At 69.1% G+C, this 26,542-nt stretch carries 30 protein-coding genes, 4 tRNA genes and 1 pseudogene; 17 read left to right on the forward strand and 18 right to left on the reverse strand.

What is annotated here, in order from left to right; genetic code table 11:
- Positions 1–21 precede the first annotated feature (21 nt).
- From ispG to dxr, 3 genes are read right to left on the reverse strand one after another with little or no spacing between them, the layout of a single operon-like run.
- Positions 22–1,188, reverse strand: coding sequence for a flavodoxin-dependent (E)-4-hydroxy-3-methylbut-2-enyl-diphosphate synthase (gene ispG / locus MAA44156_RS10150; protein ID WP_003875113.1), 1,167 nt, complete (start codon positions 1,186–1,188; stop codon positions 22–24).
- Positions 1,189–1,220: 32 nt separating this feature from the next.
- On the reverse strand, positions 1,221–2,444 hold the full coding sequence (locus MAA44156_RS10155; protein WP_009978095.1) for a M50 family metallopeptidase: 1,224 nt from the start codon (positions 2,442–2,444) through the stop codon (positions 1,221–1,223).
- Positions 2,445–2,463: 19 nt separating this feature from the next.
- The gene (gene dxr / locus MAA44156_RS23445; protein WP_015632592.1) at positions 2,464–3,687 is read right to left on the reverse strand and encodes a 1-deoxy-D-xylulose-5-phosphate reductoisomerase; all 1,224 of its coding nucleotides are present in this window, start codon (positions 3,685–3,687) and stop codon (positions 2,464–2,466) included.
- A gap of 120 nt (positions 3,688–3,807) precedes the next feature.
- Here dxr and MAA44156_RS23450 point away from each other — a divergent pair, with 120 nt between their 5' ends.
- Positions 3,808–4,062: a DUF2631 domain-containing protein gene (locus tag MAA44156_RS23450; RefSeq protein WP_016705993.1), complete on the forward strand. Its 255-nt coding sequence runs from the start codon at positions 3,808–3,810 to the stop codon at positions 4,060–4,062.
- Positions 4,063–4,921: 859 nt separating this feature from the next.
- On the opposite strand, the gene dsbE is transcribed toward MAA44156_RS23450, so the two are convergent.
- The 5 genes from dsbE to pyrH all read right to left on the reverse strand — a co-directional run bounded on the left by dsbE (position 4,922) and on the right by pyrH (position 9,050).
- The gene (gene dsbE, locus MAA44156_RS10175) at positions 4,922–5,425 is read right to left on the reverse strand and encodes a disulfide bond-forming protein DsbE (RefSeq protein ID WP_033711947.1); all 504 of its coding nucleotides are present in this window, start codon (positions 5,423–5,425) and stop codon (positions 4,922–4,924) included.
- A 51-nt stretch (positions 5,426–5,476) separates the two neighbouring features.
- Positions 5,477–6,571, reverse strand: a complete 1,095-nt coding sequence (gene rlmN / locus MAA44156_RS10180; RefSeq protein WP_009978098.1) for a dual-specificity RNA methyltransferase RlmN — start codon at positions 6,569–6,571, stop codon at positions 5,477–5,479.
- Between the two features lie 34 nt (positions 6,572–6,605).
- Positions 6,606–7,427, reverse strand: a complete 822-nt coding sequence (locus tag MAA44156_RS10185; protein ID WP_224098827.1) for a phosphatidate cytidylyltransferase — start codon at positions 7,425–7,427, stop codon at positions 6,606–6,608.
- Between the two features lie 146 nt (positions 7,428–7,573).
- Positions 7,574–8,131: a ribosome recycling factor gene (gene frr / locus MAA44156_RS10190; protein ID WP_003875106.1), complete on the reverse strand. Its 558-nt coding sequence runs from the start codon at positions 8,129–8,131 to the stop codon at positions 7,574–7,576.
- 121 nt (positions 8,132–8,252) lie between these two features.
- Positions 8,253–9,050 carry a UMP kinase gene (gene pyrH / locus MAA44156_RS10195; protein WP_003875105.1) on the reverse strand — a complete coding sequence of 266 codons (798 nt, stop codon included), beginning with the start codon at positions 9,048–9,050 and terminating at the stop codon, positions 8,253–8,255.
- A 331-nt stretch (positions 9,051–9,381) separates the two neighbouring features.
- Between pyrH and mbp1 the strand changes: the two genes are divergently transcribed.
- Positions 9,382–9,621: a microaggregate-binding protein 1 gene (mbp1, locus tag MAA44156_RS10200; RefSeq protein ID WP_003875104.1), complete on the forward strand. Its 240-nt coding sequence runs from the start codon at positions 9,382–9,384 to the stop codon at positions 9,619–9,621.
- A gap of 168 nt (positions 9,622–9,789) precedes the next feature.
- Positions 9,790–10,485 (forward strand): winged helix family transcriptional regulator, encoded by a 696-nt coding sequence (locus MAA44156_RS10205; protein WP_009978105.1) that lies wholly within the window; start codon positions 9,790–9,792, stop codon positions 10,483–10,485.
- 23 nt (positions 10,486–10,508) lie between these two features.
- On the opposite strand, the gene MAA44156_RS10210 is transcribed toward MAA44156_RS10205, so the two are convergent.
- Together MAA44156_RS10210 and MAA44156_RS10215 are read right to left on the reverse strand one after the other, a co-directional pair.
- The gene (locus tag MAA44156_RS10210) at positions 10,509–11,447 is read right to left on the reverse strand and encodes a lysophospholipid acyltransferase family protein (protein WP_033715341.1); all 939 of its coding nucleotides are present in this window, start codon (positions 11,445–11,447) and stop codon (positions 10,509–10,511) included.
- Between the two features lie 95 nt (positions 11,448–11,542).
- Positions 11,543–12,115, reverse strand: coding sequence for an MPT63 family protein (locus tag MAA44156_RS10215; protein WP_009978109.1), 573 nt, complete (start codon positions 12,113–12,115; stop codon positions 11,543–11,545).
- A gap of 230 nt (positions 12,116–12,345) precedes the next feature.
- Here MAA44156_RS10215 and MAA44156_RS10220 point away from each other — a divergent pair, with 230 nt between their 5' ends.
- The 3 genes from MAA44156_RS10220 (at position 12,346) to MAA44156_RS10225 (ending at position 14,976) form a co-directional block, all read left to right on the forward strand.
- Positions 12,346–13,551 carry an IS110-like element IS901 family transposase gene (locus MAA44156_RS10220; RefSeq protein ID WP_156649246.1) on the forward strand — a complete coding sequence of 402 codons (1,206 nt, stop codon included), beginning with the start codon at positions 12,346–12,348 and terminating at the stop codon, positions 13,549–13,551.
- 349 nt (positions 13,552–13,900) lie between these two features.
- On the forward strand, positions 13,901–14,077 hold the full coding sequence (locus MAA44156_RS23295) for a hypothetical protein (protein ID WP_003875100.1): 177 nt from the start codon (positions 13,901–13,903) through the stop codon (positions 14,075–14,077).
- A gap of 59 nt (positions 14,078–14,136) precedes the next feature.
- Positions 14,137–14,976 carry an SDR family oxidoreductase gene (locus MAA44156_RS10225; RefSeq protein WP_023879650.1) on the forward strand — a complete coding sequence of 280 codons (840 nt, stop codon included), beginning with the start codon at positions 14,137–14,139 and terminating at the stop codon, positions 14,974–14,976.
- 90 nt (positions 14,977–15,066) lie between these two features.
- On the opposite strand, the gene MAA44156_RS10230 is transcribed toward MAA44156_RS10225, so the two are convergent.
- The gene (locus MAA44156_RS10230) at positions 15,067–15,480 is read right to left on the reverse strand and encodes a ChaB family protein (RefSeq protein ID WP_003875098.1); all 414 of its coding nucleotides are present in this window, start codon (positions 15,478–15,480) and stop codon (positions 15,067–15,069) included.
- 118 nt (positions 15,481–15,598) lie between these two features.
- On the opposite strand from MAA44156_RS10230, the gene MAA44156_RS10235 reads away from it, so the two are divergent.
- The gene (locus MAA44156_RS10235) at positions 15,599–16,021 is read left to right on the forward strand and encodes a MarR family winged helix-turn-helix transcriptional regulator (RefSeq protein ID WP_003875096.1); all 423 of its coding nucleotides are present in this window, start codon (positions 15,599–15,601) and stop codon (positions 16,019–16,021) included.
- On the opposite strand, the gene MAA44156_RS10240 is transcribed toward MAA44156_RS10235, so the two are convergent.
- From MAA44156_RS10240 to rpsB, 3 genes are all read right to left on the reverse strand, one after another.
- Positions 16,022–17,440: an amidase gene (locus MAA44156_RS10240; protein WP_009978116.1), complete on the reverse strand. Its 1,419-nt coding sequence runs from the start codon at positions 17,438–17,440 to the stop codon at positions 16,022–16,024.
- Between the two features lie 62 nt (positions 17,441–17,502).
- Entirely contained in the window at positions 17,503–18,330 is an 828-nt protein-coding gene (gene tsf / locus MAA44156_RS10245) for a translation elongation factor Ts (protein ID WP_009978118.1), read from the reverse strand.
- Between the two features lie 13 nt (positions 18,331–18,343).
- On the reverse strand, positions 18,344–19,174 hold the full coding sequence (rpsB, locus tag MAA44156_RS10250; protein ID WP_003875093.1) for a 30S ribosomal protein S2: 831 nt from the start codon (positions 19,172–19,174) through the stop codon (positions 18,344–18,346).
- Positions 19,175–19,478: 304 nt separating this feature from the next.
- Between rpsB and MAA44156_RS10255 the strand changes: the two are divergent.
- Positions 19,479–19,943: pseudogene (locus MAA44156_RS10255) on the forward strand (M23 family metallopeptidase); the annotation flags it as partial.
- Between the two features lie 109 nt (positions 19,944–20,052).
- Here MAA44156_RS10255 and MAA44156_RS10260 read toward each other — a convergent pair.
- Positions 20,053–20,958, reverse strand: coding sequence for a tyrosine recombinase XerC (locus MAA44156_RS10260; RefSeq protein WP_003875091.1), 906 nt, complete (start codon positions 20,956–20,958; stop codon positions 20,053–20,055).
- Positions 20,959–20,991: 33 nt separating this feature from the next.
- Entirely contained in the window at positions 20,992–22,014 is a 1,023-nt protein-coding gene (locus MAA44156_RS10265; protein WP_332909159.1) for an alpha-hydroxy-acid oxidizing protein, read from the reverse strand.
- Between the two features lie 71 nt (positions 22,015–22,085).
- Here MAA44156_RS10265 and MAA44156_RS10270 point away from each other — a divergent pair, with 71 nt between their 5' ends.
- Together MAA44156_RS10270 and MAA44156_RS10275 are read left to right on the forward strand one after the other, a co-directional pair.
- Entirely contained in the window at positions 22,086–23,285 is a 1,200-nt protein-coding gene (locus tag MAA44156_RS10270; RefSeq protein ID WP_050427683.1) for an XRE family transcriptional regulator, read from the forward strand.
- Positions 23,286–23,290: 5 nt separating this feature from the next.
- A complete protein-coding gene (locus tag MAA44156_RS10275) occupies positions 23,291–23,752 on the forward strand; it encodes a DUF4411 family protein (RefSeq protein WP_009978129.1) in 462 nt (153 codons plus the stop codon).
- A 34-nt stretch (positions 23,753–23,786) separates the two neighbouring features.
- On the opposite strand, the gene MAA44156_RS10280 is transcribed toward MAA44156_RS10275, so the two are convergent.
- Together MAA44156_RS10280 and MAA44156_RS10285 are read right to left on the reverse strand one after the other, a co-directional pair.
- The gene (locus tag MAA44156_RS10280) at positions 23,787–24,089 is read right to left on the reverse strand and encodes a CDGP domain-containing protein (RefSeq protein ID WP_009978130.1); all 303 of its coding nucleotides are present in this window, start codon (positions 24,087–24,089) and stop codon (positions 23,787–23,789) included.
- 147 nt (positions 24,090–24,236) lie between these two features.
- A tRNA-Val gene (locus MAA44156_RS10285) sits at positions 24,237–24,308 on the reverse strand.
- A gap of 171 nt (positions 24,309–24,479) precedes the next feature.
- Here MAA44156_RS10285 and MAA44156_RS10290 point away from each other — a divergent pair.
- The 7 genes from MAA44156_RS10290 to MAA44156_RS10320 all read left to right on the forward strand — a co-directional run bounded on the left by MAA44156_RS10290 (position 24,480) and on the right by MAA44156_RS10320 (position 26,425).
- Positions 24,480–24,552: transfer RNA gene (locus MAA44156_RS10290), tRNA-Gly, on the forward strand.
- A gap of 28 nt (positions 24,553–24,580) precedes the next feature.
- A tRNA-Cys gene (locus tag MAA44156_RS10295) sits at positions 24,581–24,654 on the forward strand.
- A gap of 16 nt (positions 24,655–24,670) precedes the next feature.
- A tRNA-Val gene (locus MAA44156_RS10300) sits at positions 24,671–24,745 on the forward strand.
- A 196-nt stretch (positions 24,746–24,941) separates the two neighbouring features.
- Positions 24,942–25,259, forward strand: coding sequence for a hypothetical protein (locus MAA44156_RS10305; RefSeq protein WP_009978131.1), 318 nt, complete (start codon positions 24,942–24,944; stop codon positions 25,257–25,259).
- A gap of 132 nt (positions 25,260–25,391) precedes the next feature.
- Complete coding sequence (locus tag MAA44156_RS10310; RefSeq protein ID WP_128971807.1) at positions 25,392–25,628, forward strand: hypothetical protein; 237 nt, start codon at positions 25,392–25,394, stop codon at positions 25,626–25,628.
- Positions 25,629–25,653: 25 nt separating this feature from the next.
- Entirely contained in the window at positions 25,654–26,124 is a 471-nt protein-coding gene (locus tag MAA44156_RS10315; protein ID WP_128971806.1) for a hypothetical protein, read from the forward strand.
- Between the two features lie 115 nt (positions 26,125–26,239).
- Positions 26,240–26,425 (forward strand): hypothetical protein, encoded by a 186-nt coding sequence (locus MAA44156_RS10320; RefSeq protein ID WP_009978136.1) that lies wholly within the window; start codon positions 26,240–26,242, stop codon positions 26,423–26,425.
- Positions 26,426–26,542 lie beyond the last annotated feature (117 nt).

Below are 26,542 nucleotides of genomic sequence, written 5' to 3' on the forward strand. Positions count from 1 at the left end.
GTGGACCGACGCTGGCCCTTATCAGCTTACGGTGACAACCGGTGAACCGCTGGATGTTGCCTCCGGCCCGCCCTCACTGTTCATCTGCGCGGCGATGCGCATGGCCTCTTCGATCAGCGTCTCCACGATCTGGGATTCGGGCACCGTCTTGATCACCTCGCCGCGAACGAAGATCTGCCCCTTGCCATTTCCCGACGCGACGCCCAGGTCGGCCTCGCGGGCCTCGCCCGGTCCGTTGACCACGCAGCCCATCACCGCGACCCGCAGCGGCACGTCCAGGCCGTCCAGGCCGGCGCTGACCTCGTTGGCCAGCGTGTAGACGTCGACCTGGGCGCGCCCGCACGACGGGCAGGACACGATCTCGAGCGAACGCGGCCGCAGGTTCAGCGACTCCAGGATCTGGATGCCGACCTTGACCTCCTCGACGGGCGGCGCCGACAGCGACACCCGGATGGTGTCGCCGATACCGCGCGACAGCAGCGCACCGAACGCGACCGCGGACTTGATGGTGCCCTGAAACGCGGGCCCGGCCTCGGTGACGCCCAGGTGCAGCGGGTAGTCGCACTGCTCGGCGAGTTGCTCGTAGGCGGCCACCATCACCACGGGGTCGTTGTGCTTGACGCTGATCTTGATGTCGGAAAAGCCGTGCTCCTCGAACAGCGAGGCCTCCCACAGCGCGGACTCGACCAGCGCCTCGGGGGTGGCCTTGCCGTACTTGGCCATGAACCGCTTGTCCAGCGAGCCCGCGTTGACGCCGATGCGGATCGGAATGCCCGCTGCCGCAGCGGCTTTGGCGACCTCGCCCACCCGGCCGTCGAATTCCTTGATGTTGCCGGGGTTCACCCGCACCGCGGCGCAGCCGGCGTCGATGGCCGCGAAGATGTACTTGGGCTGGAAGTGGATGTCGGCGATCACCGGGATCTGGCTGTGCCGGGCGATCTCGGCCAGCGCGTCGGCGTCCTCCTGGCGCGGGCAGGCCACCCGGACGATGTCGCAGCCGGCCGCGGTCAGCTCGGCGATCTGCTGCAGCGTCGAGTTCACGTCGTGGGTCTTGGTGGTGCACATCGACTGCACCGAGATCGGATAGTCGCTGCCGACCCCGACGTCGCGCACCATCAGTTGGCGCGTGCGGCGCCGGGGCGCAAGCGTGGGCGCCGGGGTCTGCGGCATGCCCAGGCCTGTCGTCACGTTCGTTCCTTCACGTCGATTACCGGAGTCGATTACTGGAAGAGCCTGATCGGGTTGACCAGGTCCGCGGTCACCGTCAGCAACATGTAGCCCACCACGAACACCAGCACGACGTAGGTCGCCGGCATGAGTTTGAGGTAGTTCACCGGCGCCGCGGCGACCATGCCGCGGGCCGACCGGATCAGGTTGCGGACCTTCTCGAACACCGCGATGGCGATGTGTCCGCCGTCGAAGGGCAGCAGCGGCACCAGGTTGATCGCGCCCAGGATGAGGTTCAGCTGGGCCAAAAAGAACCAGAACGCCACCCACAGCCCGTGGTCGACGGTGTCGCCGCCGATGATGCTGGCCCCGACCACGCTCATCGGGGTCTGCGGGTCGCGCTGGCCACCACCGATGGCGTGCACCAGCGCCCCCACCTTGGTGGGGATGGTGACCAGCGCCTTGCCCACCTCGACGGTCAGGTCGCCGGCGAACACCACGCTGGCCGGGATCGCGGAGAACACGCCGTAGTGGGCGGGCGCGACCTTGACCGCTCCGACGCCGATGGCGCCGACGGTCGAGGGTTGCGGCGGGGCGCCCTGCGGGCCGGACCCGCCGCTCAGGTAGCGCTGGGTGGGTGTGACGTCGACGTAGGCGGTGATGGCGGTGCCGTCCCGGTCGACGACGATCGGGACGTTGCCGTGCACCTTGCGGATGGCGGCGGCCATGTCGTCGAACGTCGACACCGGGGTGTCGCCCACCTTGACGATGACGTCGCCGGGGCGGATCCCGGCCAGCGCCGCCGGACCGGGCCCGGTGCAGTCGGCGAGCTTGCCCGGCGCCACTTCCGGTGCCACACAAGCGGTTTCGCCGACGATCGCCTTGGTCGGCGGGTGCAGGTTGGGCAGTCCCCAGATCAGGGCGATGGCGTAGAGCAGCACCAGGCAGATGACGAAGTTCGCGCCGGGGCCGGCGAACAGCACCGCGACGCGCTTCCAGGTGGCCTGCTTGAACATGGCCCGGTCGGCTTCGTCGGGCGCCAGCTCCTCCACCGAGGTCATCCCGGCGATGTCGCAGAAACCGCCCAGCGGAACGGCTTTGAGGCCGTATTCGGTCTCGCCGCGCCGCGTCGACCACAGCGTGGGGCCGAAGCCGACGAAATAGCGGCGCACCTTCATGCCGGTGGCGCGGGCCACCCACATGTGCCCGCACTCGTGCAGGGCCACCGAGATCAGGATGGCCAGTGCGAACAGCACAATGCCGATGACGAACATCATTAGGCTGCGAGGACCTTTCTCACACCACTCCGGGGGTTTTCGCTGACGCCGTGGCGGGCCGTGCCTGTGCGACGGCACGCTGCGCCCGCTGCCGTGCCCAGCGCTGCGCGTCTAGTACGTCATCCACGTTAGCGGGTGTTTCGCTGAATTTGGGCGCCCATTGGTCGGCGGCGTGCAGCACGTCGGCGATGGTTTCGACGATGGCGCCGAACGAGACCCGTCCGGCCAGGAACGCCGCGGCCGCCTCCTCGTTGGCGGCGTTGTAGATCGCGGTCATGCAGCCGCCGGCCTGCCCGGCGTGGCGGGCCAGCTCGACGGCGGGGAAGACCTCATTGTCCAGCGGCTCGAATTCCCAGCTCGACGCGGTGGAGAAGTCGCAGCAGGCGGCCGCCCCGGGCACCCGGTGCGGCCAGCCCAGGGCCAGCGAGATCGGCAGCCGCATGTCCGGCGGGCTGGCCTGGGCCAGGGTGGAGCCGTCGACGAAGGTGACCATCGAATGAACGATCGACTGCGGGTGCACGACCACCTCGATGCGGTCATACGGGATGCCGAACAGCAGGTGGGTTTCGATGAGCTCCAGGCCCTTGTTGACCAGCGACGCCGAGTTCAGCGTGTTCATCGGCCCCATCGACCAGGTCGGGTGGGCGCCCGCCTGCTCGGGCGTGACGTGCTCGAGCTCCTCGGCCGTCCAGCCGCGGAACGGGCCGCCGGAGGCGGTCAGCACCAGCTTGGCGACCTCGTCGCCGGTGCCGCCGCGCAGGCACTGGGCCAGCGCGGAATGCTCGGAGTCGACCGGCACGATCTGCCCGGGCGCGGCGGCCGCGAGCACCAGCGGCCCGCCGGCGATCAGCGACTCCTTGTTGGCCAGCGCCAGCCGGGCTCCCGACTCCAGCGCGGCCAGCGTGGGCCGCAGCCCCAGCGCCCCGACCAGCGCGTTGAGCACGACGTCGGCCTCGGTCTCCTCGACCAGCCGGGTCGCCGCCTCGGGCCCGCAGAACGGGATGTCGCCGGCCCGCCGGGCGGCGTGTTCGTCGGCGACGGCGACGTTGGTCACACCCGTCTCGGCCCGCTGCCGCAGCAGCGTGTCCAGGTTGGCGCCCCCGGCGGCCAGGCCGACGACCTCGAAGCGGTCCGGGTTGGCCGCGATCACCTGCAGCGCCTGGGTGCCGATCGAGCCGGTGCTGCCCAGCACCAGTACGCGCAGGCGGCCGCGCGGCTGCCCGTCGCTCGTCGGGTTGGTCACCCATTCATTGTGCGCCCGCCACCGGCGCGGGCCATGATGCGGCCGTGCCCCGCGAGCCCGGCCGGCCGTTGTGCCAGAATCTGGGTTCGACAAGCCGATCCGATCCGAAGGGGATTCGCCGTGGCCAGTACCGAGGTCGAGCACTTCACCGGCGTCGACACCGTCGAGGTGCCGTCGGCGGCGTGGGGATGGAGCCGGATCAACCACCGGACCTGGCACGTCGTCGGCCTGATCATCTTCGGGCTGCTGCTGGCCATGCTGCGCGGCAACCACGTCGGCCACATCGAGAACTGGTTTCTGATCGGATTCGCGACGCTGGTCCTCGTGGTGCTGATCCGCGACCTGTGGGGCCGCCGCCGCGGCTGGATCAGGTAGCCGGTCGGCCCGCCGCCCGCGCCGCCGGGCGCGGCCGAACCGCACCGCCGCCAGCGCGAGCAGCGCCAGCGCCCACGGCCAGAGCCCGTGCCGATGCACCCAGCCGGCCAACGCACCCTGCAGCCGCCCGGCCGCGCCGATCACCGCGTCCCGCGGGTCGCCGCCGGCGCCGAACAGGCGCACCTCGTAGCCGCCGTAATAGGCCACGTACAGCCCGACCAGCACCAGCACCGCGCCGCTGATCCGGTCGACGAACGGCAGCATCCGCCGCAGCCGGTCGGCCGTCGCCGCGCCGGCCGTCGCCGCGGCGACGGCCAGCACCCCCACCACCAGCGTCAGGCCCGCGACGTAGCCGAGGTAGACCGCGGCGCCGGTCAGCAGCGAGCCACTGCGCAGGCCGGCCGCGGTGACCGCCAGAAATGGCCCGACGGTGCAGGACAGCGAGGCGATCGCGTAGCTGATGCCGTAGCCGTACATCGAGCCGAGCCGCGCGGTGGGCGCCCACAGCGGCCCGACCGGCCGGGGCGTCAGCGCCGACAGCGACCGCCCGGCGAGCAGCCAGCCGCCGAGCGCCACCAGCAGCACCCCGACGACCACGGTGGCGTAGGGCAGCCACCGCTGCACCGCCCCGGCCGCCGACACGGTCAGCGCGCCGAACAGCCCGAACACCGTCAGGAAGCCGAGCGCCATGCCGGCGCTGGCCGCCAGGGCCCGACCCGCCGCGGCCACACCCGGCGCCCGCGCTCCCGCGCCGCGCACCACCAGCAGCAGATAGGCGGGCAGCATCGCGAACCCGCACGGGTTCAGCGCCGCCACCATGCCGGCGGCAACCGCCAGCCCGACCAGACCGCGGTCCACGTCAGCGCAGCGCCGCCACCCGGGCGGCCAGTTCGTCCTGGGGCATCGCCGAGGTGGGGTTGTTGACGAAGGTGGAGCTGCCGTCCGCCCGGTAGAACACGTACGCGGGCTGCCAGGGCACGCCGTAGCGGGCCCAGATCGCTCCGTCGGCGTCGTTGAGCGTGGTGAAGTTCAGGTTGTATTTGGAGACGAAGTTGGCCATGGCGCCGACGTCGGAGTGGGCGGCGACGCCGACGAAGGTGACGCCCGGGTTGGCGGCGGCCACCCGGCTCACGCCCGGGGCCTCGGCGTTGCAGTACGGGCACCACGGCGTCCAGAACCACAGCACGGCGGGCTTGCCCTGCAGACTGGCGCCGTTGAACGGCGCGCCGCTGAGCGTGGTCGCGGTGAATTGCAGGCGGTCGTCGGTGGCCGCCGCGCGCGGCGCGTCGCCCAGCCCGAGTAGCAGGGCGACGGCGAAAGCGGTTGCGGCCAAAAGCCTGCAGACAAATGACAAACGGGACATGCCCTGAAGACGCACCGCGCGCCTCCCGGGTTCACCGCCCGGCCCCGCCTGCTATCCCTTCTCGAAGGCCAGCTGTCCGCAGGCGGCGCTGATCTCGCGGCCGCGGGTGTCGCGCACCGTGCAGGACACCCCGGCGGCGCGCACCCGCCGGACGAACTCCCGCTCGACCGGCTTGGGACTGGCGTCCCACTGGCTGCCCGGCGTCGGGTTGAGCGGTATCAGGTTCACGTGCACCAGCGGCCCGAGCGCGCGATGCAGCCGCTGCCCCAACAGATCGGCGCGCCATGGCTGATCGTTGACATCGCGGATCAACGCGTACTCCACCGACACCCGACGGCCGGTGACGTCGGCGTAATACCGGGCGGCGTCGAGCGCCTCGGCGATCTTCCACCGGTTGTTGACCGGCACCAGCGTGTCGCGCAGCTCGTCGTCGGGGGCGTGCAGCGACAACGCCAGCGTCACCCCGAGCCGTTCGTCGGCGAGTTTGCGGATCGCCGGCGCCAGCCCCACCGTCGACACCGTCACCGAACGGGCCGAGATGCCGAAACCCTGCGGCGGCGCGGCGACGATGCGCCGCACCGCGGCCACCACCCGCGCGTAGTTGGCCAGCGGCTCCCCCATGCCCATGAACACCACGTTGGACAGGCGGTCACCGAAGTCGTCGCGCAGCGCCGCCGCGCCGGCGCGCACCTGCTCGAGGATCTCGGCCGTCGACAGGTTGCGGCTCAGCCCGCCCTGGCCGGTCGCGCAGAACGGGCAGGCCATGCCGCAGCCGGCCTGCGACGAGATGCACACCGTATTGCGCTGCGGGTAGCGCATCAGCACCGACTCCACGGTGACCCCATCCAGGGCCCGCCACAACGTCTTTCGGGTCTGGCCGGCATCGCAGGTCACCTCGGAGGCCGCGGTGAGCAGGATCGGGAACATGGTGTCGGCGATCGCGTCGCGCAGCCCGGCCGGCAGATCGGTCATCTGCCGCGGATCGGCGATCAGCCGGCCGTAGTACTGATGCGCCAGCTGCTTGGCCCGAAACGCCGGCAGGCCCAGCTCGGCGACGGCGGAGGCGCGGCCGTCGGCGTCGAGATCGGCCAGGTGCCGCGGCGGCTTACCGGGGCGCGGCTCGGAGAACACCAGTTGTTGAACCATGACCCGTCCAGTATCGGTCATCGCCGGGGCCGGCCTACGGAACGAGCGTCAGCACCGTCCAGGCGGCGACCGCCGACGGCAGCACACCGTCCAGCCGGTCCATCAGGCCGCCGTGGCCGGGCAGCAGCCGGCCCATGTCCTTGATGCCCAGGTCACGCTTGACCTGCGACTCCACCAGGTCGCCGAGGGTGCAGGTGAGCACCAGCACCACCCCCAGCAGCGCGCCCACCCACGGCGCCTTGCCGGCCAGAAAAGTCGCCGCCAGGGTGGCCGCGGTGATACCCAGCACCAGCGAGCCGGCCAGGCCCTCCCAGGATTTCTTGGGGCTGATCGCCGGGACCATCGGATGCTTGCCGAACAGCACGCCCACGGCGTAGCCGCCGACGTCGGAGGCCACCACGGTGATCATCAGGCAGAACACCCGCCCGGCACCGTCGGCGGGATAGACCAGCAGGGCGGCGAAGGAGGCGAACAACGGCACCCAGCAGGCCAGGAAGACGGTGGCCGACGCGTCGCGCAGGTAGTTCGCCGAGGGCGAACCGGCGAACGGCTCGGGGCGCTTGCGGTTGTCCTGCATGAACAACCGCCAGAACAGGCAGGCCACCACGGTGACGCCGAAGCCGGCCAACGCGCCGGCGGCGTGGAACGGCCAGGTCAGCCACACCGTGAGCTGGCCGCCGGCCAGCAACGGAATGACCGGGATGACGTATCCGGCCTCGCGCAGCCGGCGGACCACCTCATGGCTGGCGACCAGGATGGCCATCGCGACGATCGGCACCCAGAAGCGGGGCGCGAACACCAGCGTGACGATGAGCACTGCGCCGATACCGGCGCCCACCGCGATGGCGGCCCGCAGGTCACGTCCGGCCCGGGAGGTTTTCTTCTTGGCCCGCTGCCCGGCCGCACCCTCGGTCGTGTTCTCGACGGCATGCTCCGGCTCGTCGCCTGCACCGGGATCTGAGGTAGCCACGGACCTGAATCAACTTCGCTGCCGGATGGTCGCTAGACCTCCAGCAGCTCGCCTTCTTTGTGCTTGACCAGCTCGTCGATTTGGGTGATGTACTGATGGGTGGTCTTGTCCAGGTCCTTTTCGGCCCGCCCGACCTCGTCCTCGCCGGCCTCGCCGTCCTTGCGGATGCGGTGCAGCTCCTCCATCGCCTTGCGGCGGATGTTGCGCACCGACACCTTGGCATCCTCCCCCTTGCTCTTGGCCTGCTTCACCAGCTCGCGGCGGCGCTCCTCGGTGAGCTGGGGCACCGCCACCCGGATCAGGGTGCCGTCGTTGGTGGGGTTGACGCCCAGGTCGGAGTTGCGGATGGCCGTCTCGATCGCCCCGACCTGACTGGCCTCGTAGGGCTTGATCACCACCAGCCGCGCCTCGGGCACGTTGATGCTGGCCAGCTGGGTGATGGGGGTGGCCGCGCCGTAATAGTCGATCACGATCCGGGAGAACATGCCCGGGTTGGCGCGGCCGGTCCGGATGGTCGACAAGTCGTCACGGGCAACCGCTACGGCCTTCTCCATCTTCTCTTCCGCGTCGAAGAGAGCCTCGTCAATCATCTGCGCCGCTCCTCCTCATCGCTACGCTCTGCATCGTCGCCGCCGCGGATCATCTGCGCCGCTCCTCCTCATCGCTACGCTCTGCATCGTCGCCGCCGCGGATCATCTGCGCCGCTCCTCCTCAGGTGGTGACCAGCGTCCCGATCTTCTCACCGGCGACCGCGCGGGCGATATTGCCATTGGTCAGCAGATTGAACACCAGGATCGGCATGCCATTGTCCATGCACAGGCTGAACGCCGTCGCATCGGCCACGCGCAGCCCGCGGTCGATGACCTCGCGGTGGCTGATCGCGGTGATCAGCTCGGCCTCGGGATATTGCCGGGGATCCGCGGAGAACACGCCGTCGACGGCCTTGGCCATCAGCACCACCTCGGCGCCGATCTCCAGCGCCCGCTGCGCGGCCGTGGTGTCGGTGGAGAAGTAGGGCAGGCCCATGCCGGCCCCGAAGATCACCACCCGTCCCTTCTCCAGGTGGCGCACCGCGCGCAACGGCAGATAGGGCTCGGCCACCTGGCCCATGGTGATCGCGGTCTGCACCCGGGTGACGATGCCTTCCTTCTCCAGGAAGTCTTGCAGCGCCAGGCTGTTCATCACCGTGCCCAGCATGCCCATGTAATCCGAACGGGTGCGCTCCATGCCGCGCTGCTGAAGCTGGGCGCCGCGGAAGAAGTTGCCGCCGCCGATCACCACCGCCACCTGGACGCCGCCGCGGACCACCTCGGCGATCTGCCGGGCCACCTGCGCGACGACGTCGGGATCCAAACCGACCTGGCCGCCACCGAACATCTCGCCGCCCAGCTTGAGCAGCACTCGCGAATACCGGGCCCGGCTCGACGGCTGGCCGGAAGCCAGTCCGTTCGCCGGCTCTGGCCTCGGAGCCGCCGAGCCGGCGACGTGGGGCTCCCTGGACTCCGTCATCAGACTCCTCGCATGAGAGTGCCATCCCGGGACGAGTCTCTCCGGAACGGCATTTCACATCCTGCCTCATCGCAGCACAACGCCGCCCCGCCGGGGTGCATTATGCGCACAGTTGGCCTGCCCGACCGATTTTCGAGTCTCTCGGTACCGGATTGCGGTGGCGCACCGGTGCGCGTTTGAGGGCTCGGTGGCGGGGGAATCCGCCAGGACGCGGCGGAAATACGCGGTCTTGAGCAACGAGGACCTGCCTCGCCGTATGACCGGATCGATCGCTCGCGATCGTCGTTCGAGCGTGCATCGCTCGCAGTACGCCAAGAGGAGGAACGGTTCCATGGCGGAAGAAAACAAGTCGGGACCCGCGGAAGCGGTGAAGGGCGTCGTCGAGGACGTCAAAGGAAAGGCCAAGGAAGCCGTGGGCGCGGTGGCCGGTCGTGACGACCTGACCCGGGAGGGCCAGGCGCAGCAGGACAAGGCCGAAGCGCAGCGCGACGCGGCGAAGAAGGAAGCCGAGGCCGAGGCCGCTCGCGGCGGCGCCGAGGCCGCCGAGGAGCGCCAGAGGGCCAACCAGTAGCTCGCTGGAAAAGATGGGTCCGGTCCGTGAAAATGGGCCGGGCCCATCGCTTTTCTGGGATCGCCTGCATAGTTTCCGGCGGGGCGGGTATCCAGTACGGCGCTGTCAGACATCTCCCGCAGAGGTGCCTACGGACCGGGGGAAGCGAGAACCTCACGAGGTTTGGAGATGTCGTTGGACGTGGTGGTCCTCACCAACGAGGACGATTTCGAATCGGCGCTACCCGATCTGAGCAGATTCGCCCGCCCGGCACGCCGCGCCGCGCTGAGCACCGACGGCGACGGGCAATTCGGCCCCGCGGATGTGGCGATCATCGACGCGCGCAGCAACGTGGCCGCCGCCCAGGCGGTGAGCCACCGGCTGACGGCCGATCACCCGGCGACCGCGGTGGTGGCGCTGGTCGCCCCGGCCGATTGCGCGGCGGTGGACGTCGACTGCAATTTCGACGACGTGATGCTGCCCGGCACCTGCGCCGAGGAGTTGCAGGCGCGGCTGCGGCTGGCCATCGGCCGCCGCCGCGGCGGCCTGGACGGCACCCTGAAATTCGGCGACCTGTTGCTGCACCCGGCCAGCTTCACCGCGTCGCTGGACGGCCGGGAACTGAACCTGACCCTGACCGAGTTCAAACTCCTGAATTTCCTTGTGCAGCATGCCGGTCAGGCGTTCACGCGGACCCGGCTGATGCAACAGGCGTGGGGCTATGAGGGCAACGGGCGGGCCCGCACCGTCGACGTGCACATCCGGCGGCTGCGCGCCAAGCTGGGCACCCGGCACCAGTCGCTGGTCGGCACGGTCCGCGGAGTCGGCTACCGGGTGCCGACGCCACCGCAGCCGGAATGGATCGTTGGGCACCAGAAGCCGTGAGCGGCAACACCTTTCGATGAGGATCAGCCGAAGACGGGGAATGCCCGCCGGCGCGCCAGCGCGTCCATTCCCTGCTGGATCGAGTCCTGCACCTCCCGGTATTTGCGCTCGACGTATTCGTCGTCCTGCACCCGCGCGGGATCGTTGTCGAGTTCGACGGGGGGCATGAACCGCGTCCGGATCTTGGCCGGCAGCGGCAGCTGAGGCAGCGCCGCCGGCGCGATCCCCCAGGGCAGCGAGATCGCCAGCGGGAACACCTTGAGCCGCAGTAAACGGTCCAGCCGCAAGGCTTTCGAGAGCCGGTCGCCGCGAATCAGCACCGGCATGGCGTCGGCGCCGCCGACGGTGGCGATGGGCACGATGGGCACGCCGGCGCGGATCGCCATCTTGACGAACCCGGTCCGCCCGGCCAGGTTGGCGCGGTCCCGCTCGGTCCACGGCCGCAGCGAGTCCACTTCCCCACCGGGCCACAGCGCCACGTCACGCCCCTCCGCCAGCGCGGTGGCGATCGCGTCCGGGGCCGCCGGAAGGACCCCCATCGAGCGGAAGTAGCGCCCGAACAACGGGATTGCCATCAATGCGTCGTGGGCGGTGCCATGCAGCGGGCGGTCCGGCCCGAACCGGCGCCACCACTGCAGGCCGACGGTCCAGGCGTCCCAGACGAACGGCGCCCCGGAGTGCACCCCGACCAGCAGCGCCGGCGGTGCGTCCGGGATGTTCTCCCATCCGTCGATCTCCATCCGAAACCAGTAGTCCACCAGCGCATTCCACAGATACTTCTGCCGCTGCAGGGTGTCCTCGTCCTGGCCGGACAGATCCCATCGGGCCGCCCGCTCGGCGACCCATCCGCTCAGGCCGCCGCGTTGGCCGTTGCGTCGCTCCTGCATGGCCGCCCGGGTTTCGGCGGCGTGGCGCTGCGCCTGGGCGCGCACCTGCGTCGGTCTGTGATCGGGGTTACTCATGAATTCCGGATACCCGATTCGCGCCCGCACGATTCCCGCACCGCAAAACTCCCCGCACCATTGCGGTGCGGGGAGTTCTTCGACGGTTCGACGGTTTACGTGTGCGCCGCCGGCGCGGGCGGAGCGCCCGGCGCCGGGCTGTTCGGCGCACCCGGTGCGGGGCTGTTCGGCGCGCCGGGCGCGGAGCTGGGCACGTTGGAGGTCCACATCAGGACGTCCTGCATGCCGTCGTTGTAGACCACGCCGTTGGGCGGCGCGCCGGTCACGTCGAAGTACAGCGTCCCGGTCGACTCGGTGTCCTGCGGGATCGGCGCGGGGCTCAGGCCGTTGGGCACCGCCACGTTGTCGATCACCCGGTAGTTCTGGCCGTTGGGGCCGCGGGCGATGAAGTCGTGGACCATCGGGGTGACCACCCCACCGTCCGAGCGGACGCTGACGTCGGCCTGGTAGAGCGTGCCTTTCGGGGTGTAACCCGGAATGCTGACGTTGCTGGGCTGCAGATTGCTCACCGTGTAGTCGGTGACCAGCGGCCCGTCCACCAGCTGCTCGCTGACGCCGAACCCCTGGATGTTGGGCGCGGCGGCGGCCGGCGTCGCCGCGAACACGCTCGCCGCCGCGATACCCCCGGCAGCGGCGGCTGTCAGCACGGCGTTCTTGGTGACCTTCATTGTTCATTTCCTTAGGGTTGAAGGGGTCTGGGATTGGATGTCCTGGATGCCCAGGACGGTGGGGTGTGGCTAATGTGTTGTTGCAACGGTTGTTGCTTGAAAGGAATGGCCGCCCTGCCGTTTTGGACGGTCCTGGCCACTGATTGAGATCTGACGCGTACTCGATGACGCTGCTCTAAGGACCTGTTGGCGGGGTTGTCCGCGGGGACTGCGACGACAGGAGTAGCGGTATGGCCGAACCCGACCGAGTGTGGGTGGGTATCGACGTCGGTAAGTCCACTCATCATGCGTGCGCGATCGATGACACCGGAAAGGTGGTGTGGTCGAAGAAAATCCCGAACGAACAGGCCGCGATCGAAGACCTGATCGCCCAGGGCGGCCGGATTGCTAACCACGTGGTGTGGGCGATCGATTTGACCTCGCCGCCGGCGGCGCTGCTGATCGCCGTACTGCTGAGCGCGAAAGCCGAGGTGGTGTATGTGCCGGGCCGCACGGTTAACACGATGAGTCATGCGTTCCGCGGCGAAGGCAAGACCGACGCCAAAGACGCGCGGGTAATCGCCGAAACCGCTCGGCACCGACGAGATCTGTCCCCGGTCGTACCCGGCGAAGACCTGGTTGCCGAATTGCGGTCGCTGACCGCATACCGGTCGGATCTGATGGCTGACTGGGTGCGAGGCGTGAACCGGCTGCGCTCGATGCTCACCGCCATCTTCCCTGCTCTGGAAGCTGCGTTCGACTACTCCACCCGCGCGCCGTTGATCCTGGTATCCGCTATGTGCACTCCGGGCGAAATCCGGTCGGCAAAAAGAGCTGGCGTGATCAAGCACCTTCGGAAAAACCGGGCATGGCCCAACAACATCGACACGATCGCCGACAAGGCGCTCGCCGCGGCAGCAGGCCAGATAATCACCCTTCCCGGCGAAGCCGGAACCGCCGCGCTCATCAAGCAACTCGCAGCACGGCTGCTGGACTTGGATCGGCAGATCAAGGACATCGATAAGCAAATCACCAACAAATTTCGTGAGCATCCCAGCGCCGCCATCGTCGAGTCGATGCCCGGCATGGGGCCACACCTGGGCGCTGAGTTCCTCGTAATCACCGGCGGCAACATGGCCGCCTTCACCAACCCCGGCCGACTGGCATCGTTCGCCGGATTGGTACCCGTCCCACGCGATTCCGGCCGTATCACCGGCAATCTGCATCGGCCCAAGCGCTACAACCGGCGCCTGCGCCGCGTGTTCTACCTCGCCGCCCTGTCCAGCCTCAAGATCGAAGGTCCCTCGCGGGCTTTCTACGACCGCAAACGATCCGAGAACCATATCCACACCCAGGCCCTGCTTGCCCTGGCACGCCGCCACGTCGACGTCCTGTGGGCACTGCTGCGCGACAACAGAACCTGGCAACCCCAGCAACCAACCGTGGCAGCTGCCTGACGCACTCACCGGGCGTCCTCACCGCTTGACACGCTCATTGAGATTCCTTTCGTCTCGAACAATTGCCCCCCGGAAGGGCCTTTCGCAGATAATCCGGCAAATAGCCAACAAATCTTCGACTTAAACACCGGCGTCCCGAATCAACCGCTCAACCGACGCAAACGCGGGCAAATGGCATTACTTACCCCGACGACGTCTTCGGCCTCAGCTCATAACAGCCGTCTCAGCACTCACACCGGCAACCGCGCTCCGGGCGCGATTAGGCGCTGCCCCGCCGGGTAGTCGTCGGCAAGGGCGTCCGCCCGCCCGGAAGGACGCGAGTCGAGATATCCGCGAAGGGAGCAGTCGGGTGCAACGCGGCAACTCCAAGCACAGTTCACGCCAAGACGACGAGCTCAAGCACGAATTGGACGGCACCGTCCGAGGTAACCGGACCAGCCGCAGCGAGGAATGGCGCGATCCGGAACCGCCGGCCGACGACGACCCGGACGTGCCGACCGCCGGCCCCAGCCGGCGCGAATCCTGAAGCGGCAGATGGCCGCCGAGGCAATGGACGACGAATTTTCGAGCAGCTGAGGAAATCCGATGGGCTTTGTGGCGCAGCAACAATCAGTCCCGGGCGTGCAGGCGAAGATGGAACCAATTCCGGACTGTGGTGAAAACAGTTACCGGGGTTCGGGAAAACTGCTCGGCAAAAAGGCGATCATCACCGGCGGCGACAGCGGCATCGGCAGGGCGGTGACGATCGCCTACGCCCGCGAGGGCGCCGACGTGCTGATCGCCTACCTCAACGAGGACGACGACGCGCGCGACGTGGCCCGCCACGTCACCGACGCCGGCCGCAAATGCGTGCTGGTGCCCGGCGACCTATCCGATCCCGCCCACTGCCGGGCGGTGGTGGACCGCGCGGTGCGGGAGCTGGGCGGGGTGGACATCCTGGTCAACAACGCCGCCTATCAAATGATGCACAAGAACCTCGACGAGATCAGCGACGAGGAGTGGGACTACACCTTCCGGCTCAACGTCGGCGCTTATTTCTACCTGACCAAGGCCGCGCTGCCGCATCTGCGCGCCGGCTCGTCGATCATCGGCAGCTCCTCGGTGAACTCCGATACGCCCAATCCCACCCTGGCGCCCTACGCGGCCACCAAGGCGGCCATCGCCAACTTCTCGGCCAGCCTGGCCCAGCTGCTGGGAGACAAGGGAATTCGGGTCAACAGCGTGGCGCCGGGGCCGATCTGGACACCGCTGATCCCGTCCACCATGCCGCCGGACAGCGTGGAGTCGTTCGGCGACAACGTGCCGCTGGGCCGCGCCGGGCAGCCGGCCGAACTGGCGCCCATCTACGTGCTGCTGGCCTCCGACGAGGCGAGCTACATCTCCGGGGCGCGGGTCGCCGTCACCGGCGGACGGCCCATCCTCTAGCACCAAAGGCATTGGGCCGCTTGACGTTGCCCACCGGCCGGGCGGTTAAACCGGTGAAAACACCGGAGCCGCCGCTGGTTTGGCGTGCGGTCAGCGGGCCCGCGCCCGGCGGTTGTGCTTCTTGATCGCGTCGACCAACTCGGACTTGGTCATCGTCGAGCGGCCCCGGACATCGAGTCGGCGGGCCACGTCCAGCAGGTGCTTCTTGCTCGCGTTGGCGTCGACGCCCTCGGCCGACGCACCGGACGCCCGCGGGCCACCGCTGCGGGCCCGCTGGTCGGAGGGACCCTTCTTCGCCTTGGGCTCCCAGTGGTCGCCGACCTTCTCGAAACTGTGTTTGACCGCCGAGTAGGCCACCCGGTGGGCGCGTTCCTCGCTGCCGTACTCCTGCGCGGCCGCGTCATGGGCTTTGGCGAACGTCCGCTGCGCCTTGGCGCTGGAACGTTGCAGGGTGCTGGGCAATTCGCCCTTCTTGGGCGCGCCGCCCTTGGTCGTCTTGGGCATCGGACCTCCTCGTGTGCCACCCGACTGGTTACCGCCGGACGGTTACCCCGTTGCGGGGCCGGCAATCACGCCGGCGAACGCGCGCATCGGGGCGCCGCGATATGTCAAGATCGTTGACATGACTGAGGCCGACGACGCGCCGCTGGGTTACCTGCTGTACCGGGTGGGGGCCGCGCTGCGCCCGGAGGTTTCCGGGGCGCTGGGCCCGCTGGGTTTGACCCTGCCCGAATTCGTTTGCCTGCGCATTCTTTCGATGTTCCCGGGCATGTCGAGTGCGGAGTTGTCCCGCCGCGCGGGCGTCACCCCGCAGGCGATGAACACGGTGCTGCGCCGGCTGCAGGAGGTCGGCGCGGTGGCGCGGCCGTCGTCGGTGTCGTCCGGGCGCTCGCTGCCGGCCCACCTGACCGGCGCGGGCCGCACCCTGCTCAAGCGGGCCGAAGCCGCGGTGCGCGGCGCCGATGCCCGAATCCTGGCCAAGCTCACCGAGACTCAGCAGCGCGAGTTCAAACGAATGCTGCAGAAACTGGGCTCCGACGGCTGATCAGGCGGCCTGGATGCGCGGCCACGGCCGCGCCTCTTCCAGCTCGTAGGCCAGCTGCAGCAGCAACGCCTCCTGGCCAATGTCGGCCGACAGCATCATGCCGACCGGCATGCCGTGCTCGGACTGCGCCAACGGCAGCGAGATGGCCGGCTCGCCGGTGACGTTGTGCAGCGGGGTGAACGACACCCAGTCGATCAACCTGCTGATCACCTGCTGGTAGTCGGTCGGCGCCAGGAAACCGATGCGCGGCGTCTCGTCGGCGACGGTCGGGGTCAGCGCCGCGTCGTAGATGCCGAACAGGGGCGCGGTGCGCCGTCGCGCCCGGCGCAGCCGCGCGATCGCCAGCGGCAGGCGGTGCAGGTTGCGGCTGGTGTGCCGGTACAGGCCCCGGGTCAGGCTGTCCAGCTTGTCGCGGTCGAACGTCGGGCCGAACAGGTGCCGGCCGCTGCGCACCTGGGCCAGCGCCAAAAACCCCCAATACAGCACGAAATCGTCGACGAAGCTGGCCGCGACCGGGGGCTCGTCGAGGTGTTCGACCCGGTGGCCGAGCTCCTCGAGCAGGCCGGCCGTCTTGAGCGTCAGCTCCCGGATCCGCGGACTGCACTCGCGCTGGATCGACCGGGTCAACACTGCGATCCGCAGCCGCTGGCGGCCCGGGCCCGTGACGTCGCCGATCGGCGCCAGCCTGGGGTTGCGCCAGATCCGCTCGGCCTCCCGGTAGAACGCCGCGGTGTCGCGCACCGAACGCGTCACCACCCCGTTGGCCACCACCCCGACCGGCATCCGGCGCAGCGTGGCATCCAGCGGCAGCCGCCCGCGCGACGGCTTGAGACCGACCAGCCCGTTGCAGGCCGCCGGGATGCGGATGGAGCCGCCGCCGTCGTTGGCGTGCGCGATCGGCACCACGCCGGCGGCGACGAACGCGCCCGATCCCGACGACGACGCCCCGGCGGTGTAGTCGGTGTCCCACGGGTTACGGACCGGGCCCAGCCGGGGATGCTCGGCCGCCGCGCTGAAACCGAACTCCGACAGCTGCGTCTTGCCCACCGAGATCAGCCCGGTGGCCAGGTACAGCCGGGTGAACACGCTGTCTGCGACGGCGTTGTACGACGTCCACGCGTCGGTGCCGTGCATGGTGGGCTGGCCGGCGACGTCGATGTTGTCCTTGATGAACGTCGGGGCGCCGTCGAAAAACGCGGAGAAACCGGCGGGCGGGTCGGGCCGCTCGGCGGCCGCCCGCGCCTGCTGAAAAGCCGCGTACGCCAAGCCATTCAGCATCGGGTCGACGGCCTCGGTGCGCGCGATCGCGGCCTCGACCACCTCGGCCCGGCTCACCCGACCGGCTCGGAGGGCGTCGGCCAGCCCGACCGCGTCGAGGTCGCCGAGGGCGTCGTCGCCGAACGCGTGCACGTGTCGCATGCACCGACGCTAACCCGCGCGGGCACGCCGTCGGGAGGTTTTGTGCCGCCGCGCGCGACCGGTCAGGCCTGGCCGACCTCGAAGCGCACGAACCGGGTGACGGTCACGCCGGCCTCGTCGAGCAGCGCCTTGACGGTCTTCTTGCTGTCGGACACCGACGGCTGCTCGAGCAGCACGGCGTCCTTGAAGAAGCCGTTCAACCGGCCCTCGACGATCTTGGGCAGCGCCTGCTCCGGCTTGCCCTCCGCCTTGGCCGTCTCCTCGGCGATGCGGCGCTCGCTGGCCACCACGTCCTCGGGCACGTCGCCGCGGGACAGGTAGCGGGCCTTGAGCGCGGCGATCTGCAGCGCGACCGCGTGGGCGGCCTCTTTGTCGCTGTCTTTGCCCGAGCCCTGGTACTCGACCAGCACGCCGACCGCGGGCGGCAGGTCGGCCGCCCGCCGGTGCAGGTAGGCCTCGACGGTGCCGTCGAAGTGCGCGACGCGGCGCAGCTCCAGCTTCTCGCCGATCTTGGCCGACAGCTCGGCGATCGCCTGCTCGACGGTCGTGTCACCGATTTTCGCGGCTTTCAGCGCGTCGACGTCGGTGGCCTTCGAGGACGCGGCCGCCGCCACGATCTGGTCGGCAAGCGCCTGGAATTCGGCGTTCTTGGCGACGAAGTCGGTCTCGCTGTTCAGCTCGATCAGCGCGCCGCCCTGGGCGGCCACCAGGCCCTCGGCCGTCGCCCGCTCGGCGCGCTTGCCGACGTCCTTGGCGCCCTTGATCCGCAGCGCCTCGACCGCCTTGTCGAAGTCGCCGTCGGATTCGGCCAGGGCGTTCTTGCAGTCGAGCATGCCGGCACCGGTGAGTTCCCGAAGCCGCTTGACGTCGGCAGCGGTGAAGTTGGCCAATGGTCAGCCTTCCTTAGGAGGGGTCGGTGGTGGGTTCGGGTGCGCCCGCTTCGGTGGGGGCGGCTGTCGCAGTGGCCGAGGCGAGCAGCTCCTGCTCCCACTCGGCGAGCGGCTCGGCGGCCTCGACCTCCGGCTTGCCGTCACCGCGGCCCACGCCGGCGCGGGCCTGCAGGCCCTCGGCGACCGCGGAGGCGATCACCTTGGTCAGCAGCGCGGCGCTGCGGATGGCGTCGTCGTTGCCCGGGATCGGGTAGTCGACCTCGTCGGGGTCGCAGTTGGTGTCCAGGATCGCGATGACCGGGATGCCCAGCTTGCGGGCCTCGCCGACGGCGATGTGCTCCTTGTTGGTGTCGACGACCCAGATCGCCGACGGCACCTTGCTCATGTCGCGGATACCGCCGAGGCTGCGCTCGAGCTTGTTCTTCTCGCGGGTCAGCCCGAGGATCTCCTTCTTGGTGCGGCCCTCGAAGCCGCCGGTCTGCTCCATGGCCTCGAGTTCCTTGAGGCGTTGCAGCCGCTTGTGCACGGTGGAGAAGTTGGTCAGCATGCCGCCGAGCCAGCGCTGGTTGACGTACGGCATGCCGACCCGGGTCGCTTCTGCCGCAATGGATTCCTGCGCCTGCTTCTTGGTGCCGACGAACAGCACGGTGCCGCCGTGGGCGACGGTTTCCTTGACGAACTCGTACGCCTTGTCGATGAACGTCAGCGTCTGCTGCAGGTCGATGATGTAGATGCCATTGCGGTCGGTGAAGATGAACCGCTTCATCTTGGGGTTCCAGCGACGGGTCTGGTGCCCGAAGTGGGTGCCGCTGTCGAGCAGCTGCTTCATGGTGACTACGGCCATGGAGGTGCCTCACTTGTGTCGGTTGTCGCCCGGCATCGGGTGAGGCCGGGCCCTGGCGCCTGCGGCGATGCCGAACCCAGCCCGGAAACCCGGGTGGGACCGGTCGGCATGCGGTGCGATCTCCTCGTGGAAACTCCGAGACGCGATGCAGACGCGCGAAGTCAGCCCGCGGACGAGCTGCGACCAGCAGTTTACACCCATTCAGCAGGTGCTTTTTCCACAGCCGCCGCGGCCGTGACTGGCGGCGCCGCCGCCGCGGCGCTGAACTCGGTGCGTGCGGTGGGCGGCGCTGATGCTGGTCGTGGGCCTGGTCGGCGCGGTCCCGGCGGCGGCCGGCGATCTTCGCCTGGAGTGGCCGCTGCGCCCGCCGCCGGTGGTGGTGCGGGCGTTCGACGCCCCGGCCCAGGACTGGCATCCCGGCCACCGCGGCGTCGATCTGGCCGGCACCGCCGGTCAGCCGGTGTACGCGGCGGGCGCGGGGACCGTGGTGTTCGCCGGGCTGCTCGCCGGGCGGCCGGTGGTGTCGGTGGCACATCCCGGCGGGCTGCGCACCAGCTACGAGCCGGTCCGGGCGGTGGTGCGGGTCGGGCAGCCGGTGACGGCGCAGACGGTGCTGGGCGAGCTGCTGCCCGGGCACCCCGGCTGCCGGGCCTCTCCAGCTGGAGGGGCCTGCCTGCACTGGGGCGCGATGTGGGGTCCGGCGTCGGGCGCACGCTACGTCGATCCGCTGGGCCTGGTCGCGTCCACCCCGATCCGGCTCAAGCCGCTGGGCGGTTGAGCGCGCTCGAGTGTTGCACCTCGGCGTTCGGTGTTGCATCGCGGCGCGGATCGTCGGCGTGTCGCCGCCCAGGGTTCACACTCGACGCGCGCGTCGCCGGTCAGGCCCGCGGATGGGCCTGGTCGTGCACGGCGCGCAGCCGCGAGACCGCGACATGGGTGTAGAGCTGGGTGGTGGCCAGGCTGGAATGACCCAGCAGTTCCTGGACCACCCGCAGGTCGGCGCCGCCTTCCAGGAGGTGGGTGGCCGCGCTGTGGCGCAGCCCGTGCGGTCCCATGTCCGGCGCGCCGCTGACCGCCGCGATCGTCTGGTGCACCACGGTGCGGGCCTGGCGGACGTCGAGCCGGCGGCCGCGGGCGCCCAGCAGCAGCGCCGGGCCGGACTCCGCGTTCGCCAGGGCGGGCCGCCCGTCGGCCAGCCACGCGTGCAGCGCCTCGCCGGCCGGCGCCCCGAACGGGACGCTGCGCTGCTTGTTGCCCTTGCCCAGGACGCGGACCAGCCGGCGCCCGGTGTCCACGTCGTCGATGTCCAGGCCACACAGCTCGCTGACCCGGATCCCGGTGGCATACAGCATCTCGACGATCAGCCGGTCCCGCAACGCGATCGGATCTCCTTGTGCCGCACCGGTTTTAGCGGCGGCCATGGCGCCCAGCGCCTGGTCCTGGCGCAGCACCGCGGGCAGGGTGCGGTGCGTCTTGGGCACCTGCAGCCGAGCCGCCGGGTCCGCGGTCAGCAGGCCGCGCCGCACGGCCCAGGCGGTGAACGCCTTGACCGCCGAGGTGCGGCGGGCCAGCGTGGTGCGGGCGACGCCGCCGGCGGCGGCCGCGGACAGCCAGGAGCGCAGCAGGGGCAGGCTCAGCCCGTCCAGGCCCGTGCCGCGCTCACCGGCGAAGGCCAGCAGCGAGCGCAGGTCGCCGAGGTAGGCGCGGCGGGTGTGCGCCGAACGCCCGCACTGCAGCGCCAGGTACTCGTCGAACTCCTCGAGGATCGGTTCGCTGTCCGGCACTCCCCCACGCTGGCAGAAACCGGGCGGCCGGACTCAGGCGACGCGCCGAAGCGTGTCCGGGGTGAGATCTTTGCGCGTCGGATATCCGTCGACAGCCATGATGAGGTCGGCCTCGGCCAGGATCGAGCGCAGCACGTGCACGATGCCGTCGACGCCGCCGAGCGCCAGGCCGTACGCGTACGGGCGGCCGATGCCGACCGCGGTGGCGCCCAGCGCGAGCGCCTTGACGACGTCGGCGCCGCTGCGGATCCCGGAGTCGAACAGCACCGGCAGGCCGTCGGCCGCCTCGACCACACCGGGCAGGCAGTCCAGCGCGGGCAGACCGCCGTTGGCCTGGCGTCCGCCGTGGGTGGAGCAGTAGATGCCGTCGACGCCGCCGTCGCGGGCGCGGCGGGCGTCGTCGGGGTGGCAGATGCCCTTGATGATCAGCGGCAGATCGGTCAGCGACCGCAGCCAGGGCAGGTCGTCCCAGGTCAGCGGGTGTCCGAAGGTCGATATCCACTGCAGCACGGTGCCCTGCGGGTCCTCCTCGGGCGGGCGCGCCAGGGCGGCGCGGAACACCGGATCGCTGGTGTAGTTGCTCAGGCACATCCCCCGCAGCTGGGGAAAGTTGGCGGTGGACAGGTCGCGCGGTCGCCAGCCGGGGATCCAGGTGTCCAGGGTGACGATGATGCCCTTGAAGCCGGCGGCCTCGGCCCGGTGCACGAGGCTGGCGGCCAGCTCCCGGTCCTTCGGGGTGTAGAGCTGAAAGAAGCCGGGGGTGTCGCCGAACTGCGCGGCGACGTCTTCCATCGGGTCGGCGGTCAGGGTGGAAACGACCATGGGGACGCCGGTGGCCGCGGCCGCCCGCGCGGTGGCGAGGTCGCCGTGGCCGTCCTGGGCGCAGATGCCGATGACGCCGATCGGCGCCATGAACACCGGCGACGGCAGGGTCAGGCCGAACATCTGCGGCAGCTCGGTAGTTAGGGTGACCTTACTCACGCCGTTTATGGTGGCCCAGCGGGCGCAATCAGGCAATAGCCGGCCGCGCCGGCGGCCAAACAGCCTTGATGACACGTCTCACCAGGTCTTGGGGGGATGTGCGCAATTCGGCGATTGGTGTTGGTGGCCTAGGGCATTATGACTCCATGCCGTCGTCAATTCCTGCGCCGGTGGAGTCTTCCGTTCTGCGCTGGGCGCGCGAATCGTGCGGGCTGAGCGCACTGGCGGCAGCCCGTAAGCTCGGCTTGCCCGACGACCGTGTGGAAGCGTGGGAGGCGGGCAGGGCGGTGCCGACCATCGCCCAGTTGCGCAAGGCCGCCGAGGTTTACAAACGCTCGCTCGCGGTGTTCTTCCTCTCCGAACCGCCCGAAGGGTTCGACACGCTGCGGGACTTTCGGCGGCTCGACGGCACCCAGGCTGGTCACTGGTCTCCCGAGCTGCATGAGGAATTTCGGCGCGCACATACGCAGCGCGATTTTGCGCTGGAGCTGGCCGAGACAGAGGAACGGGAGCTCCCTGTTGCCTGGCGCATCCCGGTGTCAGCCGACGACAACGACGCCGAGATTGCGGCGCGCATCCGCGCAGCCTTGATCGATGTCGGCCCCCTGCCCATCCCGCCTAATTCCCTAAGTCCGTACGAGCATCTGAATGCGTGGGTGTCAGCCATCGAGGCATCCGGCATGCTGGTGCTGGCCACGCGCGGCGGCAAGGTGTCCGTGGACGAGATGCGCGGCATGTCTCTGTACTTCGACGTGCTGCCAGTGATCGTGCTCAATGGCGGCGACTACCCTCGGCCCCGGCTGTTCTCGCTGCTACATGAGTTCGTACACCTTGTGCTGCACACCGAGGGGCTGTGTGACGTGGTGGCCGACGATCGGCCCCGCACCGCAAACCGGACACTGGAAGCGCGGTGCAATGCCGTCGCCGCCGCCGTGCTGATGCCCGCCGCCGACGTACGCGCACGGCCGGACGTCATCGCTCGACGCGACATTCCAGCGTCTTGGGACTACGACACCTTGCGGCCAGTCGCGGCGCAGTTCGGTGTGAGCGCCGAGGCGTTCCTACGACGATTGAGCGCGCTCGGCCTCGTACCAGTAGACCTCTACCGTCAGCGTCGCGCCGAGTTCATCGCCGCCCACGAGGAGGAGGCCGACCGCGCTCGAACCGGCGGCGGCGACTGGTACCGAAACACGGTGCGCGACCTCGGCAAGGCCTACGTGCGCGCAGTAACCGATGCTCACCGGCGCCGCGTAATCGACAGCAACACCGCAGCGATCTACCTAGACGCGAAGGTAAGCCAGATCCCCCGCTTGGCCGAATCCGCCGAGTTGCGGAATGTCGTCTGACTGACGTGCTTTATTCCTTCGACACCAGCGCCATCCTCAATGGGCGGCGCGACCTGTTCCGGCCCACGGTGTTTCACACGCTGTGGGCGCGGATCGAGGACGCCATCGCGGCCGGCCTCGTTCGGTCGGTGGATGAGGTCCGGCACGAACTCAATAGACGCGATGACGACGCTCGGCAGTGGGCCGACGCGCAGCTTGACTTGTTCGTTCCGCTAGAACAACCCATACAGCAGGGCGCGACGCAGATTCTCCGCCTTTACCCGCGGCTGGTGAGCCAGGGCGGAAGGCGCAGCGCAGCCGACCCGTTCGTCATCGCGCTGGCGATGGTCCACAACGGTACTGTCGTCACCGAGGAGACCGCGAGCGGCAAGCTCGACAGGCCCCGCATTCCCGATGTCTGCGCGGCTGTCGGCGTGCCGTGCCTCAACCTCATGGGATACATCGAGGCGCAGGGCTGGACGTTCTGACCGCGATAGTAGGTCGTCGCCAGATACGGAGCCGCTACTGGTCGATGTGGTGGTTTGGTTGTCCGATCGGCGTCGGCGGGATCTGATCGGCCCCGGGCACGATGAAGCAGTTCTGGACCGGCGGGGTGTAGACCCCGCCGCCGTACTGGCCGTGGGCGAACATGCACCGCTTCCATGACCCGTCGGGCCGGATCGGGCCGTCGCAGTAGTTGGCGAACACCTGGGTCTCACAGCCGGCCATCGGGTCACCGGGCACAGCCGAAGCGGTAGGCGCCGGGGCACAGGCGGTCAGGGCGGCACCGAACACCGCCCCGGCGAACGTCGCTGCGATCCTCATGAATTGATTACCCCTCCTTTGTCAGAGAGAGGTCTATCAGACCACGACGACACATGTCAGCGGTTCGGGCGACCCATCTTCAGCCGAGAAAAGCTGCCGATGTTGCGCGGATGTTGTGCGCGACGCGCAAATAACGCTCCTACCTTGTGGTCCCGGCTGGGATCGAACCAGCGACCTTCCGCGTGTGAAGCGGACGCTCTCCCACTGAGCCACGGGACCGGCGAACGACGTCGAAGACTAGCACGAGCCAGACCCGACGATACCGGCCGCATCGGCTTCGGCGGGACGACGCGATAGCCTAGACACGGCTCGTACCAAGAAATTTGTATGTGCCCGCTCACGTCGACTATCGTCGTGCTTCGCACCGGGCGACGATCTCGTCCGTGGCGCGCGGATGTAGCGCAGTTGGTAGCGCATCACCTTGCCAAGGTGAGGGTCGCGGGTTCGAATCCCGTCATCCGCTCGAAGGTGCAAGTGGCGTGGACCCCAACGGTGGAGTGGCCGAGTGGTGAGGCAACGGCCTGCAAAGCCGTGCACACGGGTTCGATTCCCGTCTCCACCTCCAGCTTTTGGTTTCCCCGGCGCGATTAGCTCAGCGGGAGAGCGCTTCCCTGACACGGAAGAGGTCACTGGTTCAATCCCAGTATCGCGCACCAGCTTTCGTAATGCTCAGAACCACAATCTGAGCCGGCAAGCAGGCCACGTGAACTACATGTGAACTGGTCAACGGGACGCTAGCATCCGACCGAGAGGTAGCTAGCCATGACCACTGCAAGCCTCAGTACGCAACCACACCCCGATTTGTCGGTACCTGGAGCGAAGGTTGGTCTTTCCCGACAAGAAGGCCCAGCCATGACAACCGCCACCAGCACCGACGCCATTCACGCGAGCACCGGCACTGCGGCTTCGTTCGCCGAGATCATCGCCGAATCATGGGATGAACCGCTCCGTTGTCAGACCAAGCAGACAGCGCGGCCATGCCGCAACCCAGCAGCCTGGATAGCCCAGCACTGCGCGGACCGGGGAACGGCGGTCTGCACCTTCCACAAGAACCGGTACGTGCGAAAGACGCTGATACTGCTCGCCACGTCCCCGAGGCTGCTGCTGCGATGCGGCAAGTGCAAGGATTCGTTCCCCGTCGAGCACTTCGTTGACTTCCGAGCGGTCTGACCGGTGGCCGGACACCAATGCCCACGCTGCGGGCTCGAATTCGAACGCGACACGTGGCGCGATCGGCACCCGGCCGCCGCCGTGTGCGCCGGCGTCTTTGTGGGCTTGCCGGCGCTCTATACCGTCGCCGGCGTGATCCTGGCGTACCCGTGGTTCTTCGTGCCTGTGCTCGTCGTCGTGTGCGCGCTGTTGGTCAATCGGGCCCAGCGCCGGCGCGCGGCCATCGCGGCCCGGGCCGACTGGGAGTACCGGCAACAGATGCTCGGTGCGGTGTTCGCCGACCACCGCGCGCTGGCTATGCAGCCGCCACCACGGCGCCGAGCGGCCGGCCACTCGGCGGTGACCGAGCGCATTTTGCGGCGGGGGTAGGCGCAGGTCGCGTATCTTCACCGGCATGCACTGGGGTGACGTACCAGGCTGGGTTGCCCTGGTGATTTCGCTGTGCTCTGCGTTGCTGTCGTGGCGAGTGTTGCGGTGGGAGAAGCAGTCAGCTAAGGCCGCCGAGCGAAGCGCAGACGAAGCAGCCCGCGCCAATCTGATCGCAGAGCGCGCGCTCGAAGCCGGCATCGCCGGCCACACCACCGCGAGCGATGAACCGAAGCCGGCCGAAGTGGCGTGGCGAATCGAAAAAGGCGACGGCGACCAGTACGTCCTACGCAACACCGGAACAGACACAGCCGAACACGTCTACGTCGATGAATCCCGGGCGCCGCGCATCAACCGCCGACTTCCCAACGATTCGGTCGTCCAACCGGGTGCAGGCCACACCATGCTTCTCAAGGGGTCGATGCAATCCCCCATGCCCAACGAGCTGTATGTGAAGTGGGCGGGCCAGGACGATTGGGTTGCCGTGCCGCTTCGCTGACCCCAAGCTGGCGACGCTCCCGACGTCGGAGCCCATCACACTTGGTTGACCACAGAACCGATGCGGCGAAGCGCCGTCATCGTTGTGCAGGAGAATTGGGAGTAGGAGGTCACCGGTGACAGATAACGCACGAGGGTTTCCCGAATCGCTGGCCGGTGCAGAGGTCAGCGACATCGACCTCCACGCCGAAGAATTCGTCTTTCAAGGCGAGCTGATGACTGATGAGCGCGCCGCGCAGATCGCTCAAGCCGTCTTCGACAAGGGCGCCCCCGCCAGCGGCTTCATGACTGACGGGGGCTAAGTGCTCGGCAACCCCGGGCCCGCCGCGCACCTCGCCTGACGGTACCCCATCGCCACATCAACTAACCGCAGTAGTTTGGCGCCGTTCGCGGCGCCGGCGCCGGGGTTCGGTGCGACC

It is taken from the genome of Mycobacterium avium subsp. avium, assembly GCF_009741445.1.
Classification (GTDB): Bacteria; Actinomycetota; Actinomycetes; order Mycobacteriales; family Mycobacteriaceae; genus Mycobacterium; species Mycobacterium avium.

Excerpts from the sequence above, each read along its gene's own strand:
- rpsB (WP_003875093.1), bottom strand. The coding sequence starts at position 19,174 with ATGGCCGTAGTCACCATGAAGCAGCTGCTCGACAGCGGCACCCACTTC.
- MAA44156_RS10215 (WP_009978109.1), bottom strand. The coding sequence starts at position 12,115 with ATGAAGGTCACCAAGAACGCCGTGCTGACAGCCGCCGCTGCCGGGGGT.
- MAA44156_RS10240 (WP_009978116.1), bottom strand. The coding sequence starts at position 17,440 with ATGCGACACGTGCACGCGTTCGGCGACGACGCCCTCGGCGACCTCGAC.
- rlmN (WP_009978098.1), bottom strand. The coding sequence starts at position 6,571 with ATGGTTCAACAACTGGTGTTCTCCGAGCCGCGCCCCGGTAAGCCGCCG.
- MAA44156_RS10315 (WP_128971806.1), top strand. The coding sequence starts at position 25,654 with ATGCACTGGGGTGACGTACCAGGCTGGGTTGCCCTGGTGATTTCGCTG.
- mbp1 (WP_003875104.1), top strand. The coding sequence starts at position 9,382 with ATGGCGGAAGAAAACAAGTCGGGACCCGCGGAAGCGGTGAAGGGCGTC.
- MAA44156_RS10225 (WP_023879650.1), top strand. The coding sequence starts at position 14,137 with ATGGGCTTTGTGGCGCAGCAACAATCAGTCCCGGGCGTGCAGGCGAAG.
- MAA44156_RS10205 (WP_009978105.1), top strand. The coding sequence starts at position 9,790 with ATGTCGTTGGACGTGGTGGTCCTCACCAACGAGGACGATTTCGAATCG.
- MAA44156_RS10280 (WP_009978130.1), bottom strand. The coding sequence starts at position 24,089 with ATGAGGATCGCAGCGACGTTCGCCGGGGCGGTGTTCGGTGCCGCCCTG.
- MAA44156_RS10220 (WP_156649246.1), top strand. The coding sequence starts at position 12,346 with ATGGCCGAACCCGACCGAGTGTGGGTGGGTATCGACGTCGGTAAGTCC.
- MAA44156_RS10305 (WP_009978131.1), top strand. The coding sequence starts at position 24,942 with ATGACAACCGCCACCAGCACCGACGCCATTCACGCGAGCACCGGCACT.
- pyrH (WP_003875105.1), bottom strand. The coding sequence starts at position 9,050 with ATGACGGAGTCCAGGGAGCCCCACGTCGCCGGCTCGGCGGCTCCGAGG.
- frr (WP_003875106.1), bottom strand. The coding sequence starts at position 8,131 with ATGATTGACGAGGCTCTCTTCGACGCGGAAGAGAAGATGGAGAAGGCC.
- MAA44156_RS10270 (WP_050427683.1), top strand. The coding sequence starts at position 22,086 with ATGCCGTCGTCAATTCCTGCGCCGGTGGAGTCTTCCGTTCTGCGCTGG.
- MAA44156_RS10230 (WP_003875098.1), bottom strand. The coding sequence starts at position 15,480 with ATGCCCAAGACGACCAAGGGCGGCGCGCCCAAGAAGGGCGAATTGCCC.
- MAA44156_RS10210 (WP_033715341.1), bottom strand. The coding sequence starts at position 11,447 with ATGAGTAACCCCGATCACAGACCGACGCAGGTGCGCGCCCAGGCGCAG.
- dsbE (WP_033711947.1), bottom strand. The coding sequence starts at position 5,425 with ATGTCCCGTTTGTCATTTGTCTGCAGGCTTTTGGCCGCAACCGCTTTC.
- MAA44156_RS10235 (WP_003875096.1), top strand. The coding sequence starts at position 15,599 with ATGACTGAGGCCGACGACGCGCCGCTGGGTTACCTGCTGTACCGGGTG.
- MAA44156_RS10155 (WP_009978095.1), bottom strand. The coding sequence starts at position 2,444 with ATGATGTTCGTCATCGGCATTGTGCTGTTCGCACTGGCCATCCTGATC.